Raw genomic sequence first — 15,686 nt, 5'->3', positions numbered from 1 at the left:
AGGATTCGTTGATGGCCCTTGGCTCGCGGATCCGACGGACCGCACTGAGAGCCGGGTCGGCCGCGTTGACCGCCGTCTACGGCATCTACCGGTCGCATCCCGCTCTGTGGCGTTTCACCGCCCGCAATTATCATCCGGCGCTCGGCCGGTTCGCCCGGCTCAACGCCTGGATGACCTGCCAGCACGCGAATCTCGACGTTCCGGCCTACTCGGCCTTCCTTGCTGATCATGGATTCCGGTTCCGCTGGTGGGACCTGACCAGCTATCCGGCGACCGCCAAGGACAGCTATGTCCGGGCCTACAGCGAGGCGGACCGCTGCTGGCACGGCACCATCGTCACCGCCGGCACCGTGGTGGACGAGTCCAGCGGGTCGTCCGGCCAGGCCTTCAACTGGGTCCGGTCGCGGCGCGAACTGCGGACCGTGCACAAGAACGTCGCGGGCTACATCACCCTGCTCTTCGGCTCCCGGCAGCTGTTCTGCATCAACGCCTTCTCGATGGGCGCCTGGGCCACCGGCACCAACACCGGGATCGCGATGGCCCGGGTGGCCATGGTGAAGAACACCGGTCCCGACCTGGACAAGATCGTCGACACGCTGCGGCACTTCGGCCCCGGCTTCGTCTATTTGATCAGCGCCTATCCCCCGTTCCTCAAGCATCTGCGAGATCGGCTGGACGACGAGCAGTTCGACTGGGACCGCCACACCCTGCACGGGTTCGTCGGCGGCGAGGCGCTGACCGAGGGGCTGCGGGACTACCTGGAGGAAAGGTTCGTCCGGGTCTATTCCGGTTACGGTGCGTCGGATCTGACCATCGGGATGGGCGGCGAGACCGACCTGGCCGTGTGGATCCGCCGGGTGCTGCTGGCCCGGCCGGAGGTGCGGCACGCGCTGCTCGGCCCCGGTGAGGACCGGACCCCGATGGTGTTCCAGTACAACCCGCTGGAGACCTACTTCGAGACGACGCCGGACGACGAGCTGGTGGTGACGATCAACTCCACCGCCGTGCTGGCGCCGAAGCTGCGCTACAACATCGGCGACGAGGCGAAGTTGATCACGTTCCCGGAGCTGCGGCAGCGGTTGGCGGCCTTTCCCCGGTTGGCGTACGGCTTCGAGCGGGCGTTCGCCAGCCAGCGGATGAAGCTGCCGTTCGTGCTGCTGTTCGGCCGCAAGGACTCCACCATTTCCTACCTGGGCGCGAACATCTATCCGCTGGACGTGGAGAACGGGCTCTACGACGACAATCCGTACGCGGACCGGATCGAGTCGTTCAAGCTCAGCGTCGACGACATCGGTGACTCCGAAGCCCGGCCTTCCGTGCATCTCGAGCTGCGGCCGCGCTCCGGGCTGACCGACGCCGAACGGGCCGACCTCGCCGGCCGGGCCCGGGCCGGGGTGATCAGGCATCTGGCGTCGGTGTCCCGCGATTTCGCCCAGTCGTTGGCCGAGGACCCGACCTCGGCCGAGCTGCGGGTGCTGGTCCATGATCACGGCACCGGCCCGTTCTCATCCGCCCGGACCAAGATCAAGAACGTCTATCTGGTGGATCGTGAGGACGGCGGCCGATGAGGAGCACGGACTTCTCAGCCGCGCCCCGGCACGCTCGGGCGGAGGCGGTCTTCGTCGGTCTGAACGGCTTCAGCGGGCCGGGGCCGATGATCACCCAGATCCTGCGCTGGCCCCGGGTGGACCGGCAGCTCCGAGCCGCGCCCGGCTACTGCTGGCACCACTCCTACTGGGTGCCGCCGTGGAGCATCGGCCTGTTGATCGGCTTCAGCACTCGGGCCGAGCTGACCACCTTCGCCCGGACGCCGATCCACCGGGACCTGGTGCGCTGGGTGATGGCGCCCCACCCCCGGACCGGTCGCCGACCGGCGGACGCCGGCTTCATTCGCTTCTACACCGGCGATCCGGACGGTTACACCAACGGGCTCTGGCGGGCCGAGGAGGACCAGCCGGAATGGCGATGACTCCCGCCGCCCTGCCCCGCGTGGTGCCGGTGCTGACCCGGCGCGACTTCGCCGACTTCGTCGCGCTGCCGCTGCGGCTGCATCCGGCCGACCGCTATGTCCCGGTGCCGCGACCGACGCTGCATCGCTGGTGGACCAAGGGCGACGCGTTCGGCCGGCCGGTCGAGTTCTGGCTGGCCCGGGACGCGTCCGGTGCGGCCGTCGGCCGCTGCGTCAGTCACCACGATCCCCGCCTGGACGCCAAGCTGGGCGAGCGACTGCAGCTGTTCGGGCTGTGCGAGTTCGCCGACGCCACAGCCCTCGGCGCGCTGACCGTACACCTTGATCGGCGGGCGTCGGACGCCGATCGGGTGGCGCTGCTGGGCCCGGTCAACCTGCTGCCGAACCAGTCCGGCGGCGTGATCACCAGCGGCTTCAGCGACCGCGGCTTCGTCGACTCGGCCTGGAATCCCGGCCGCTATCTCCTCGACTACGCCGCCCACGGTTACCAGGAGTGGTTTCCGGCCGACACCTGGCAATTGGCGATCACCGCGGCGACGGTCGAGCGTTCCGGCGGCGCCCCGAGCGCGGCCGAGTGGCGGGACGCCGGGCTGCGGATCGAGTACGGCCGCCGACGGTTCATCCGGCGCCAGCTCGCTGATCTGTTGGTCGCCCTGAACGCGAGCTTTGATCAACTTCCGTACTACACCGAGATCTCCCCGGCCGAGCTGGCCCTGGCCACCGACGGGCTCTCCTATCTGCTGGACGAGAAGCTGCTGCTGCTCGCCTACGACGACGCCGGCCGGGTCGTCGCCTTCGTGCTCTTCGTCCCCGACCTGAGCCTGTTCCTGCAGCGGACCGGCGGCCGGATGGGGCCGCTGCAGCTGCTTCGGTTGTTGATCACCCCGAGCGCGTACCGGAGCGAGGCGATCGGGATCGTCCAGGGCACCGTGCCCGGGCTGCAGGGCCGCGGGGTGATCACCCTGCTGGTCCGGCAGCTGTACGCCAACCTGCAGACCCGCGGCTACCGACGGATCCGGACCACCTACATCGGCCGGGACAATCCCGCCTCCGCCCGGCAACTGACCCGGGTCGGCGGCCAACCGCTGCACGGCTACACCTTCTACCGCCGCCCGGTAACCCATCCCCGGCAGCACCGATGACCGCGACCGCGCGCCTGACCGCCGGCCGGACGACCGCGGGGTGCCGGTGACGACGACCGACGATGATCACCGGCAGCCCGACCATGATCAACTGCTGGACCTGATCCGCGCGGCAGGTCGGGCACCCTCCGCGCACAACACCCAGCCGTGGGCGACCCGGATCCGGGACGGCGGTGTTGATCTTGCGGTCGACCCGCGGCGAACCCTGCCGGCCGGCGACCAGACCGGCCGGGACACCCTGCTGGCGCTGGGCGCCTGGCTGGAGTGCTTCACCATCGTCGCGGCCACCGCGGGGTTGCGGACCATGATCACGATCTTGCCGGCGGTGGAGCAGGTGGACCAACTCGAGCTGACCGGCGCGCCGGACTTCGGTCGGCCCGTGGCCCGGGTCGAGCTCGTCCCGGGTGCCGCGGCCTCGCCGTTCAGCGCGACCGACGTCGCCGAGCGAGCCGTGTTCCGGGGTCGGCTGATCCCCGGGCCGCAACTGTGGGACGACCTGACCGACTGCGACCTGCCGCCCTGGCTGCAACTGCGACGCCTCGACTCGCCCGCGATGCACCGACTGCTCCGCCTCGGCACCGGCTATCTGCTCTCACACCCGCTGGTGCTGTCGGAGCTGATCGCCTGGCTCCGGTTCACTCCGGCCGACGCCCGGACCCGGCGCGACGGCCTCGACGTCCGCTCCCTCGGCCTACCCACCGGGGTCGGCCGGCTCCTCCGCTCCTGGCTCCGCCATCCCGCACGTTCTCGGGCCACCCTGCGGCTGGTGACCGCGATCGGGACCCCGCTGGAACTGTTCTGGCGAGCCCGGACCGGCGACCGCCCACCGGACCGTGCCCCGGTCAGCAACGTCGCCGGAGTCGATCATCTCGTCCTGATCGCCGACCCCAGGCTCGCCTCCGAGTCTGCCGGGTCCGACGCGTCCACGGGGTCCGCCGGGCCCGCGGGGTCCGCCCAGCCCGCGGGGTCCGCCCGGCCCGCGGGGTCCGCCGGGTCCACGAGCCCGGCCGGGATCGGCGCCGCCGCGCTGATCGAGGCCGGCCGAGCCCTGCTCCGCTGCTGGCTGCACGCCCACCGGCACGGCCAACGCGTCGCACCCCACTCGGAGATCATCGACGCGCCCTTCGCCGCCGCCGCCCTCCACGCCCGCCTCGGACTGTCCCGCAGCCAGCTCCCCCTCGCCGTCTTCAGCTCCGGCCACCCCGACGGCACCTCCCCGCGCTCCCACCGCCTCACCGACACCCCCTGACCCCGCGGGCGGACCTTGACCACCGGAATCGCCCAAACCCGTGGCCAACCAGTCCACTCGTGGGCCCTCCGCGGCCCGACCGATCCTTTCGGCACCGTCGCGCGGCCTCTGCTGGGGCTTCGCCCCAGCTACAGGCGGCGCGATCCCCGCTCCCCAGGACCGAGACCCGGACGCCCGGCCGAGCCGGCACACCCGCTCCGCGCCACCTACTCGCCCTTCGCCCCACCAATAGAGGGCGCGAAGCCCGAGAAAGTGGAGCGAAGCAGACCTGTGGACCGGCAAGTCCCCGGCCCCGCGAGCCGAGCCATGAGCTGCCTTGCCTCGGCCCAGGCGACGCCGATGCCAAACCCACTCGACGGCGAGACCCGAACCCCGGCGAGCCGGAGAGCCAACCGGCCCGACCGGCCCTGCAATCTCACCCTCCGCCCCACCTACTCGCCCTCCGCCCCACCAACAGACGGCGCGAAGCTTCAGAAACGGCCGCGAAGCCAGATCGAACCGGCCACACCAGTCAAACCGGCACCCGCCCTTCCTGGCGCGCCGGCGACCCGACCACCGCCCCACCCGTGACGGCGCGGACCCACCGCGGGCACCCACCGCGCCGCCAACACCTCGGCCCGCGGACCGCCTTCCACGACGCCGACGACCGCGAGACCCAACACCGCGAGTCGGAGGGCAGCCCGACCCGGCAATCTCACCCTCCGCCCCACCTACTCGCCCTCCGCCCCACCAATAGACGGCGCGAAGCTTCAGAAACGGCCGCGAAGCCAGATCGAACCGGCCACACCGGCCAAGACCGGCAACCGCCCTCCCCGCCGCGCCCTCGACCCGACCATCGACTTCACCCATGCATACCGCAGAAGCCCATCGCGCAACCGCTCAACACGGCCCAGCCGGCACCGGCCGCTCCCAAGTCGCGCAAAGACGTGCCGCGAGCGGCAAATCCCCAGGAGAGGGAGGCCGAGTACGCAACTCCCGGAAGGCGAGACGCCGAGGGCGCGAACCCGGAGCGCGAGACACCGAGGGCGCGAGCCCGGGTGCGCGAGAGATTCAGCAGCCGAGGATGAGGGCCTTGGCTTCGGCCACGGCTTGGGCGGAGCCGGCGAGATTCCAGCTCTGGCCGCGGTGCGGGAAGATCTCGGCGACGCCGCCGGCGCCCTGGACCAGGGCTGCGCCGGGCAGCCAGTCCCACAGGTTCAGGTTCTTCTGCAGGAACAGACCGGAGCGGCCGGTCGCCACACCGGACAGGTCGATCGAGGCGGAGCCGAGCATCCGGATCGTCGCGGTGGCTGCGATGACGGCGCGCCACGGCTCGAACATGTCCGCATCGTCGAACCGGTTCGGATGCAGGTAGGTGCAGACCGAGATCCGTTCCAACGGCTGGTCCTCGAGAGTCGGGACGGGCACAGCGTTGCGGGTGGTGGGCCGGTCGGGGCCGCCGACCCAGAGTTCGTCCATCGCCGGGTAGTAGACCGCGCCGACCACGGGCAGCTCGTCCTGGGCCAGCCCGATGGCCGAGCACCAGTAGGGGATCTGATTGAGGAAGTTGTACGTACCGTCGACCGGATCGATGTACCAGGTCCGTCGGCCGGGCCGGCTCGCCCCTTCCTCGCCGACCACCCCGTCGTCGGGCCGATGCTCGATCAGCCTGCTCAGCACTCGTTCCTCGGCGGCATGATCGGCTGCCGAGACGACGTCGGAGACCGACGTCTTGTAGTGCGTCTCCAGGCCGTCGGCCAGCATTTTCGCGGCCAGCGTGCCCGCGTCTCGCACCAGGTCCGCGGCAAGATCGGAATCGTCCACGGACTCGACCCTATCTAGTGTCGTGTCGCCCAGGTAGGTCGCCCGCGCACCAGTCCAGCAGCCGCTGCACCGGCCAGGTGTTGATCACCCGATCCGGGTCGATGCCGGCGGCCTCCGCGCGCTCGCAGCCGTACGCCAGGAACTCCAGCTGACCGGGCGCGTGAGCATCGGTGTCGATCGAGAACAGGCAGCCCATCTCGACGGCCAACTGCAGCAGCCGGGTCGGCGGATCACGGCGTTCCGGCCGGGAGTTGATCTCCACCGCGACGCCGAACGTCCGGCAGGCCTCGAACACGACCTCGGCGTCGAAGGTCGATTCCGGCCGGGTGCCGCGATCGCCCTGGATCAGTCGGCCGGTGCAGTGGCCGAGGATGTTGGTCCGCGGGTTCGCGATCGCCGCGACCATCCGGTGGGTCATCGACTCCGAATCCATCCGCAGCTTGGAATGGACGCTGGAGACGACGAGCTCCAGGTCGGCCAGCAGTTCGTCCTCACCGTCCAGCGAGCCGTCCTCGAGGATGTCGATCTCGATCCCCTTCAGGATCCGGAACGGCGCCAGGGCCTCGTTCAGGTCCTCGATCACTGCCAGCTGCTGCCGCCGCCGTTCGGTGGTCAGGCCGCGGGCCACGGTGAGCCGCGGCGAGTGGTCGGTGATCGCGCAGTATTCGTGGCCGAGCGACCGGGCGGTGATCATGGTCTCGTCCAGCGGGCTACCGCCGTCGGACCAGTCGGAATGGCAGTGCAGATCACCCTTGAGCGCCTGCCGCATCGTCTCGCCACCCTCGACCAGCGGCGCGGTCGCAGCCCGCAGCTGAGCCAGATATTCAGGCACGGAGCCGGCCATCGCCTGACCGATCACGGCAGCCGTCTTGGGCCCGATCCCGGCCACCTTGGCCCAGCTGTTGCGCTCCTGATGATCATGACGTACGTCGACCGGCATGGCATCAACCGTGTCGGCCGCGCGCCGGTACGCCTTGACCCGGTGGGTGTCGGACCGGCTCCGTTCCAGCAGGAAGGCGATCTCTCGCAACGCGACCACGGGATCCACGGTCATTCCCCTTCTCGAATAGGCGTCCGGTCTTCCGGACAGGGTCGGCTTCGGCCGGTCAACGCCGGCGGCGCGGCCGCGGCCGTAACGGCACACTGGGCATCGCCGGCGCTTCCATCACCGGCTCGGACCGGTCGACCACCGGCGGAAACCGATCGGCCCGATCCAGCCAGGCCTGTCGGTAGCCGGCGACCTCGTCATGATCACGACCGACGAAATTCCACCACATCACGATCTCCTCGGCGAACGGTTCGCCGCCGAGCAACAGGATCCGACCACCTTCCCGGCTGCGCAATCCCAGCTCGCGCCGGCCGGTGCCGAGATACAGCAGTTGATCATGCTCGACCCGGGTCCCGGCGACGTCGGCCGTCCCGCTCACCGTGAAGGCTCCGTATTCGAACTCCGGAGTCAGCGGCAGGGTGATCTCGGCTCCCGGTTCGAGGTCGAGGTCGACCGCGAGCAATGGCGTGTACGTGTCGGCCGGCGAGGCCACCCCGTCGATCTCGCCGAGCAGCACGATCCCGGTCACGCCGTTGCCGGTGATCACCGGCAACTCCGGATGGGACACGAACCGCGGCTCGGTGAACCGGGCCGAGTCGGGCAGCGCCAGCCACAGCTGCAGACCGTGCAGGAACACCGCACGACGCAGTTCTCCTCCGCTGCGCTCCCCCGAACTGCGCCGCGGGGACCCCGAAAAGCTGATCGGCGGCTTGGCGGCCGGCGACAGCTCGCTGTGCACGATCCCGCGGCCGGCGGTCATCAGGTGCAGTTCGCCGGGCCGCACCCGGACCCGGCTGCCGAGGCTGTCGGCGTGGTCGATCTCACCGGCCAGCAGCCAGGTCACGGTCTGCAGCCCGGTGTGCGGATGGGCCCAGACCCGCATCCCGGGCGAGTCGCTGACGTCCTCCGGCCCGTAGTGGTCGAGGAAGCACCAGGCGCCGATCATTCGCACGGTGCGGTCCGGCAACGCCCGCGCCACCTGGGTGGTCTTGCCCAGCCAGACCGTACGCGCCGGAAGCAGCAGCGCCTCCGGCCCCTCGGCACCCGCCGACCCGCAGTCGTACTCCCCCGGCCGGGCCTCGACATCACTCACCCCCTCACCCTAATGACGCCCAACCCCCACTTGTCAGAACTAGTGGTGTGGTCAGGAAGTTGTGTGACGTTTGCCGGTGTTCAGGTGCGTGCATCGCCAGGCCGACGAGGAAGACCTATCGGGTCATAGATCGACTGAGGAGAACGCAGCGAGGTGCGTGCCTGGGCGCCGGCAAACGTCACACAACTTCCTGACCACACCACTAGGGCACGCCAGAGCGTTCCCTAGTTCTGACAAGTCGGGGTTGCAATAGGCTCAGCGCATGGCTGCGACCACTCGAGGGATCATCAGGTCGCTGCTCCCCTCGGCCAAGACGCGGGCCGCGATCGGGCGCCGGCTGGCGGCCGTGACCGGTGCGATGGCGACCGCGACGGTGGCCGAGATGGAGTCGCGGCACCCCTGGTTCGGCCGGCTGGACGCCAAGGACCGGTCCTGGATCACGCTGGTCGCGCAGGCCGGCATCGACGGCTTCGTCCGCTGGTTCAGCGAGCCCGACCCGGCCGACCCGAGCACGATCGACGTCTTCGGTTCGGCGCCGCGCGAGCTGGCCCGGAAGATCTCGCTCTATCAGACCGTCGAGCTGGTCCGCACCACGACCGACGTGGTCGAGCAGCAGATCGACGAACTGATGCCGCGCGCCGACCGACCGGTGCTGCACGCGGGGATCCTGCATTACAGCCGGGAGATCGCCTTCTCGGCCGCCGAGATCTACGCCCGGGCGGCCGAGCTGCGCGGCGCCTGGGATGCCCGGCTGGAGGCGTTGGTGGTCGACGCGGTGCTCCGCGGCGAGACCGACGAGGCGGTGCTCTCCCGCGCCTCGACGCTGGGCTGGGGCTCGGCGACGACGGTCGTCGTCGTGGTCGGGCCCGCACCGGAGAAGGAACCGAACCAGGCGGTCGAGTCGATCCGGCGGGCCGCGATGAACGATGGCCTGGACATGCTCGGCGCCGTCCAGGGCGATCGGCTGGCCATCATCCTCGGCGGCACCGAGCTCGCCGAGCCGGGCCGGGCGGCCCAGGCGACAGCCCGGTTCGTCGATCGGTTCGGCCCGGGCCCGGTCGTGGTCGGCCCGGCCGTGGAGCATCTGATGGACGCCCCGGCGAGCACTCGCGGTGCCCTCTCCGGCTTCCGCGCGGCCGCCGCCTGGCCGGAGGCGCCGCGGCCGGTCGACGCGCTCGACCTGCTGCCCGAGCGAGCCCTGTCCGGCGACGGGCACGCCCGTCGTGCTCTCGCCCACGACGTCTATCTCCCGCTCACCCAGGCCGGCGGCGGACTGCTGGAGACCTTGATCATGTTCCTTGATCACGGCAACTCGGTCGAGGCCGCTGCGCGGGCGCTGTTCGTGCACGCCAACACGGTGCGCTACCGGTTGCGCCGGATCCACGAGGTCTCCGGCTACAGCCCGACCGATCCCCGGGACGCGTACACGTTGCGGATGGCGCTCACCCTCGGCCGACTGCTGAAGCCATGAGTGACGTACGGGTTCCGGATGATCGACTGGCGGCCGCGACCGGCGCCAGCCGAGCCTGGTACGAAATGGCCTACGGCCTGCACGGCAAGGGATTCCGGACGGTCGACGGGCTCTGGCTCGGCACCGATCCGGGGCCGCCCTGGCACTCGGGCGCGATGACGCTGCAGCCCGGGTTGGAACCGGCCCGGGTGATCGAACTGCTCGGCCCCGACTTCGACTCCTCGATCGCCGACAACTTCGTCGATCTTGATCTTGCCGACCAGGGCTTCACCGTGCTGTTCGACGCCACCTGGGTGCACGCGCCGGCGCCCCGAACGGGAGCCGCTCACCCCGAGGACTGGTCCGTGATCACGTCGCCGGAACTGTTGGCGGAGTGGAGCCGGCGGCACGACTACGTCGGCGTGCTGACCGAGGCCGCCCTGCGGCTGCCGGAGCTGCGGATCCTGGCCCGGACCCGGGACGGCCGGCTGACCGGCGGTGCCGTGCTGCACCGGACCGGGTCAGTCGTCGCCGTGTCGAACGTCTGGGCCGATGTCGAACCGGGCGGCTGGGCGGAGATCATGATCATGGCCGAGCTGCTCTTCCCGGGCCGCGACCTGGTCGGCTACGAACGCGACCAGGACCTGACCGACGCCCTCGCTGCCAGCTTCACCCCGGTCGGCCCGCATCGGGTCTGGCTCTCGTCCTGACCGCCAAGAACTGACCAAACTAACTAATCTGCCCTGTTAATTAGTTAGTTTAGTCGCCAGCATCGAGGCATCGTCAGCCATCGAAGGAGTCGTCGTCGAGGATCGCCGGCGCGCTGCCGAAATCGTTCAAGGCGACTCGGAGCATCTCCGAACCCGCAGCGAGCAGGAGCTGGCCGGCTATCGGGCGGCCCTCGACCACCTCTACCGCGAACCATGGCAACCACTCAATGTCGGGCTGATCATGCACTTGCACCGGCTGCTGTTCCGCTACACCGAGGTAACCGGGGGTCCGTTCAAGACGACCGACAATGTCGTCGTCGACCGGCTTCCGGACGGGACCCGGGTCAAGCGGTTCACTCCCGTTTCAGCGGCCGAAACACCGGGCCATGTCGCCGAGTTGATCGATCGGTATCTCGCGGCCCAGCAGGATGCCCGGCATCATCCCGTGATCATGATCGGGCTCTTCGCGCTCGATCTCCTCACGATCCACCCATTCCTCGATGGAAACGGCAGGATCACTCGGGCGCTCACCAACGCGCTGCTCCAGGATGCCGGTTACGAGGTGACCCGCTATGTCTCGCTCGAAACGTCCATCGCGCAGTCGGCGGATGCCTACTACGCAGCGCTGCTCGGCTCGACCGCACAGTGGCACCGAGCCCGACACGATCCGTGGCCTTGGCTCCGATACTTCGTCACCATCGTCACCATCGTCGCCAGGTCCTATGAGGAGTTCGCCTCACTCACCTCCCGGGCCCGGTCAGACGGCAGCAAACAAGACCGGGTCCGCGACTACGTGGTCAACCACGCACCCGCCTCGTTCCAGATCGGCGACATCCGGGTCGCGCTGCCAGGGGTCTCCGACCAGACGATTCGATTGGTGCTCAATCAACTCAAAGCCGCCGGCCACGTCGAGCCAGACTCGGTGGGTCGAACCGCGACCTGGTCCCGGCGCCGCTTGCCCTGAGGAAGGCCGGTGCCGGAGCGTCCATAGTCGTCACGATCGGTTTGCGATCTTGGCTGTCGTGCGGTTCTCCGAGTTCGGTTCGACCACAATCCATTCATGAAGCGCCTTTGCTGGCTACTGCTCCTGATGCCGCTGCTCGTGGCATGCACGGTTTCCGTTGGCTGCGCGGCATCCTGCGTCGGGCCCTACCTCGACGACCAACCACCAGCTGGCAGCTACGGCGCACCAACCCCTACCGTGCGCGCCGGGGACAGCGTCGAGATCTATGGGCACTGGTACACCAGCACCTGCAACGACACCTGTCGCAATGATCCGCTGGTTCCGCTGCCGGACGTGGAGTTGACCCTCACCCTGCCCGGCGGCCAACCACAGCGGCTGGGCCGTTTCACGCCCGCCGGCCAGGACTTCGGCTTCAACGTCACGGTCCACATTCCGGAGACCGCCCGGCCTGGCACCGCGACGATCAAGGACGACCGGTCTCCCCCGGCGGTCTATCGATTCCAGGTCGATTGACCCGTGGACCACGTCGGGTCGGCGGCCGTCGGAGCCCGGCCGACGCCGCGCCGACGGATAGAGTGCCCACGTCCGAAGTGCCCGAAGCGAGGTGGATCACGACCGACTCAGCGACGTTGGCCGAGCACTCGCTGCTGCCGCTGACCGGCCCGGCATCGATCGACGTCTTCACCCATCTGCTCACCCGCGGACCGGTGCCGCGGGTGGAGATCGCTCGGGCCACCGGGCTGTCGTTCGCCGCCGTGACCAAGGCGATCGCGCCGCTGGTCGACGCCGGGGTTGTCCGCGAGCTCGGGGCGGCGCGAACCGCTTCGGCTGCGGGCCGTCCGGTGAATCCGCTGTCGGTGGTCGAGGACGCCGCGCTGATGATCGGGATCAAGATCAATCCGGGCGAGTTGATCGGCGTGATCACCGGCCTCACCGCCGGGATCCGGGCCGAGCTCCGGATCGAGCCGGCCGGCGACGAGGTGGAGACCGTCGTCGCGGCGGCGGCCGAGCTCGTGACCCGGCTCCGCGCCGGGGCCGGCGCGCTGTCCGACCGGGTGATCGGCGTCGGGGTTGCCGTGTCCGGCGATGTCGACAGCCGCGGCGGCATCGTCCGCGCCTCGGCTCGGCTGGGTTGGCAGGAGGTGCCCTTGGCCGAGCTGCTGCGGCAGCGGACCGGGCTGCCGGTGTTGATCGAGAACGACGTCCGCGCGCTGACGATCGCCGAGCACTGGTTCGGGGTCGGCGTCGACACCGGCTCCTTCGTGATCATCACGATCGGCACCGGCATCGGCTGCGGCCTGCATCTCAACGGTGACGTGGTCGAGGGGGCCTTCGGCGTCGCCGGCGAGATCGGACACCTGCCGATGGCCGATTCGGAACGGGTCTGCAGCTGCGGTCGCCGGGCCTGCCTGGAGACCGTCGCGTCCTCGGCGGCGATCCTGGCCGAGATCCGCGCGGGCACCGGAAAACGGCGCCTGACCTGGGACAACGCGCTGCGCCTGGCGCATGCCGGGGAGCCGGTCGCGGTCGCCGCGTTCGAGCAGGCCGGCGCCGCGATCGGCCGGGCGATGGCCACGGTGGTCAATCTGGTCGGGCCCGAGGTGGTCCAGGTGGTCGGCGAGGGGGTGGCCGACTTCGACCTCTACGAAGCCCGGATGCGAGACGAGTTCCATGATCATGTGTTCGGCGCCGCGGATCGGTGTCGGATCGGCACCCGCTCGCACAGCTTCACCGACTGGGCTCGCGGCGCGGCCGTCGCCCTGCTCCGGTCGGTGGTCCTGTCCGGTGGCCGTACCAAATATTTGACGATGTGAAGTAAGTGCCGGTACGGTCGAGTGACCGACCCTCTGGAAGGCACTGCGATGACGCATCCGAATCCTGTCCGCCGGCCCCGACTCCCCCGCCTGACCGCAGCCGCCCTGGCTCTGGTGATCACCGCTGCGGGCCTGACCGCCGCCCCGGCCGCGGTCGCCGAACCGATCGCACCGACTCGGGACAACGGCCCGGCGACCGCCGCGAAGCCGTACCTGGGCTGGAGCAGTTGGAGCCTGCAGGCGACCAACTACCCCGGCGTCAATCCCGACGGACCGGGCAGCTGGCTGCACGAGGACCGGGTCAGGGCCCAGGCCGATGTGATGGCCGCGGACCTGGCCGAGTTCGGCTACGAATACATCAACATCGACGCGGGCTGGCAGTCCGGCGGCGACGAGCACGGACTGCCGACCGTGAACCAAGATCGTTTCCCGAGCGGGATCAAGGCGCTGTCGGACTACGTCCATGATCGCGGCCTGAGGTTCGGCATCTACACCGTGGTCGGGCTGGGCAAGGACGTCTACCGGGACGGCACGACACCGATCAAGGACGCGCCCGGTTGCACCACCGCCGATCTGGTCTACGACGACCTGCGCACCACCAACGGCTGGGACATGTCATACAAGATCAACTATGACAGCCCGTGCGCCCAGGCGTACGCCGACAGCATCGCCCGGGTGTTCGCCGACTGGGGCGTCGACTTCATCAAGATCGACGGGGTCGGCCCCGGCTCGTTCAAGGGCGGCGCCAACTACGACAACCGGGCCGACATCGAGGCCTGGTCGAAGGCGATCAAGAAGACCGGGCGATCGATGAACTTCCTGCTCTCCTGGTCGATCAGCCACCGCTACGCCGACGAGTGGAAGCAGTGGTCGAACGGGGTCCGGGTGGACACCGACGTCGAGTGCTACTGCGACACCCTGGTCAAGTGGGACCAGTCGGTGAAGCAACGCTGGTTCGATTCCGTGCAGTGGCTGGACGACGCGGGCGCCGGATTCTGGCCCAACCTCGACTCGCTCAACGTCGGCAACGGCGAGATGGACGGGCTGACCAAGGCCGAACGGCAGAGCTACGTCACCCTCTGGTCGATCGCCGCGGCACCGCTCTACATCGGCGACGACCTGACCAGACTCGACGCGTACGGCAAGCAGTTGCTGACCAACCGCGAAGTGATCGCGATCAACCAGCGCGGCAACGCGGCCCGGCCGCTGAGCCAGTCGTCGCAGCAGCAGGTGTGGTCGGCGCGCAATGACGACGGCAGCAACACCGTCGCGCTGTTCAACCTGGCCGGCGAGCCCGCCAAGGTCTCGGCCAGCTGGCGCGAGCTCGGCTTCGACGGTCCCGCCAAGGTCCGCGATGTCTGGCAGGGCAAGGATCTCGGGGTCGAGCGCTCCGGGATCGGCGCCGACCTGCCGGTGCACGGCTCCAGGCTCTTCACCGTCCGACCGGTCAAGCCGCACGCCGCGCAGCCGTCGATTCCGACCGGGCTGCGGGCGACCGACGCCGGGCCCGATCGGGTCACCCTCGCCTGGCAGCCGGCGACCGACGGCGGCGAGGCACCCGACTACGCCGTGTTGATCAACGGCCGGGAAGCACTCCGCACCGGTGACACCGACACCGTGATCACCGGGCTGGACCCGGCGACCGCGTACCGATTCGAGATCCGGGCGGTCGGCGCCCGACACACCTCGGCCCCCGGCGCACCGCTCCGGATCACCACCCCCGGCGCCGACGGCCCGCGGGAGTACGAGGCGGAGGACCCGGCCAACCAGCTCGCCGGTGGCGCCGGGATCTGGGACTGCGACAACTGTTCCGGCGGCCGCAAGGCCGGCTACATCGGCGGCTCCGGCACGATGAGCTTCCCCGCGATCACCGCCCCGGCCGACGGCAGCTATCTGCTGACGATCGACTACGTCGCCGCCGACTCCTCCCGTCAGGCCAAGATCACGATCAACGACAAGATCACCTGGATCAACGCCCCCGGCACCAACGACGAGGACTGGAACACCCCGCAGACCCTCCAGGTCATGGTCGACCTCAAAGCGGGCCCGAACAAGATCACCTTCGGCAACCCGAGCAGCAGCGCCCCCGACCTCGACCGCCTGACCCTCTAACCCGCCCCGCCCCTACCCCACCCAAACGCGGCAGTTCGAGCGATCCGCGGCAGTTGCAACTGCCGCGGATCGTCGCAACTGCCGCGTTTGGTGGTGGGGCGGGCGGCGCTAGCGGGAACTCGGGGCGGGGTCTGCTAGTTGTGAGGTGCAGTAGCCGGGCTCGGGGCCGGCCCACAGCGGCCAGAACTGCGGACCCGGGAGGCCCCCGATGATCTTGTACGACCTCGTGGCGCATCGGCGCGGCCGGAAGCATCCCCTGATCGTCTGACGACGGATCGTTCCGTCGTGATCATTCGACGGACACCGACACGATCCAGTTCGACACGTCGCCG

Annotated in this window: 14 protein-coding genes; 10 read left to right on the top strand and 4 right to left on the bottom strand. The window is 69.7% G+C overall.

Going from position 1 to position 15,686, the window contains the following annotated elements:
• Window positions 1-11: 11 nt before the first annotated feature.
• Genes FNH24_RS22670 through FNH24_RS22655 form a run of 4 tightly spaced genes read left to right on the top strand, consistent with a single transcriptional unit; the run spans window position 12 to window position 4,360 of the window.
• A complete protein-coding gene (locus FNH24_RS22670) occupies window positions 12-1,568 on the top strand; it encodes a phenylacetate--CoA ligase family protein (protein ID WP_152364522.1) in 1,557 nt (518 codons plus the stop codon).
• Complete coding sequence (locus tag FNH24_RS22665; RefSeq protein WP_152364521.1) at window positions 1,565-1,969, top strand: hypothetical protein; 405 nt, start codon at window positions 1,565-1,567, stop codon at window positions 1,967-1,969. The genes FNH24_RS22670 and FNH24_RS22665 overlap by 4 nt, the downstream gene beginning before the upstream one ends.
• Window positions 1,960-3,111, top strand: a complete 1,152-nt coding sequence (locus FNH24_RS22660; protein WP_217428439.1) for a hypothetical protein — start codon at window positions 1,960-1,962, stop codon at window positions 3,109-3,111. Before FNH24_RS22665 ends, FNH24_RS22660 begins: the two co-directional genes overlap by 10 nt.
• Window positions 3,112-3,157: 46 nt before the next feature.
• Complete coding sequence (locus tag FNH24_RS22655) at window positions 3,158-4,360, top strand: nitroreductase family protein (RefSeq protein WP_152364520.1); 1,203 nt, start codon at window positions 3,158-3,160, stop codon at window positions 4,358-4,360.
• Window positions 4,361-5,410: 1,050 nt separating this feature from the next.
• Here FNH24_RS22655 and FNH24_RS22650 read toward each other — a convergent pair.
• From FNH24_RS22650 to FNH24_RS22640, 3 genes are read right to left on the bottom strand one after another with little or no spacing between them, the layout of a single operon-like run.
• Entirely contained in the window at window positions 5,411-6,163 is a 753-nt protein-coding gene (locus FNH24_RS22650) for an inositol monophosphatase family protein (protein WP_170304527.1), read from the bottom strand.
• 10 nt (window positions 6,164-6,173) lie between these two features.
• Entirely contained in the window at window positions 6,174-7,217 is a 1,044-nt protein-coding gene (locus FNH24_RS22645; RefSeq protein WP_152364519.1) for a PHP domain-containing protein, read from the bottom strand.
• 52 nt (window positions 7,218-7,269) lie between these two features.
• On the bottom strand, window positions 7,270-8,304 hold the full coding sequence (locus tag FNH24_RS22640; protein ID WP_152364518.1) for a pirin family protein: 1,035 nt from the start codon (window positions 8,302-8,304) through the stop codon (window positions 7,270-7,272).
• Between the two features lie 262 nt (window positions 8,305-8,566).
• On the opposite strand from FNH24_RS22640, the gene FNH24_RS22635 reads away from it, so the two are divergent.
• The gene (locus FNH24_RS22635) at window positions 8,567-9,775 is read left to right on the top strand and encodes a PucR family transcriptional regulator (RefSeq protein WP_152364517.1); all 1,209 of its coding nucleotides are present in this window, start codon (window positions 8,567-8,569) and stop codon (window positions 9,773-9,775) included.
• Window positions 9,772-10,464, top strand: a complete 693-nt coding sequence (locus FNH24_RS22630; protein ID WP_152364516.1) for a hypothetical protein — start codon at window positions 9,772-9,774, stop codon at window positions 10,462-10,464. Before FNH24_RS22635 ends, FNH24_RS22630 begins: the two co-directional genes overlap by 4 nt.
• A gap of 73 nt (window positions 10,465-10,537) precedes the next feature.
• Here the strand turns inward: FNH24_RS22630 and FNH24_RS32010 are convergent, their stop codons facing one another.
• The gene (locus tag FNH24_RS32010) at window positions 10,538-10,711 is read right to left on the bottom strand and encodes a hypothetical protein (protein ID WP_217428438.1); all 174 of its coding nucleotides are present in this window, start codon (window positions 10,709-10,711) and stop codon (window positions 10,538-10,540) included.
• Here FNH24_RS32010 and FNH24_RS22625 point away from each other — a divergent pair.
• The 4 genes from FNH24_RS22625 to FNH24_RS22610 all read left to right on the top strand — a co-directional run bounded on the left by FNH24_RS22625 (window position 10,706) and on the right by FNH24_RS22610 (window position 15,354).
• On the top strand, window positions 10,706-11,428 hold the full coding sequence (locus FNH24_RS22625; protein WP_217428437.1) for a Fic family protein: 723 nt from the start codon (window positions 10,706-10,708) through the stop codon (window positions 11,426-11,428). The two genes, FNH24_RS32010 and FNH24_RS22625, sit on opposite strands and share 6 nt — an antisense overlap.
• Before the next feature lie 96 nt (window positions 11,429-11,524).
• Window positions 11,525-11,941 carry a hypothetical protein gene (locus tag FNH24_RS22620; RefSeq protein WP_152364514.1) on the top strand — a complete coding sequence of 139 codons (417 nt, stop codon included), beginning with the start codon at window positions 11,525-11,527 and terminating at the stop codon, window positions 11,939-11,941.
• 77 nt (window positions 11,942-12,018) lie between these two features.
• Window positions 12,019-13,242: an ROK family transcriptional regulator gene (locus FNH24_RS22615; protein ID WP_246187027.1), complete on the top strand. Its 1,224-nt coding sequence runs from the start codon at window positions 12,019-12,021 to the stop codon at window positions 13,240-13,242.
• A 48-nt stretch (window positions 13,243-13,290) separates the two neighbouring features.
• Window positions 13,291-15,354: a fibronectin type III domain-containing protein gene (locus FNH24_RS22610; RefSeq protein ID WP_152364513.1), complete on the top strand. Its 2,064-nt coding sequence runs from the start codon at window positions 13,291-13,293 to the stop codon at window positions 15,352-15,354.
• Window positions 15,355-15,686: the final 332 nt, after the last annotated feature.

Source organism: Microlunatus speluncae (assembly GCF_009299835.1).
Taxonomy (GTDB): domain Bacteria; phylum Actinomycetota; class Actinomycetes; order Propionibacteriales; family Propionibacteriaceae; genus Microlunatus; species Microlunatus speluncae.
Note: the sequence above shows the minus strand (reverse complement) of the source record. Positions and strands in the feature narration are given on the sequence as shown.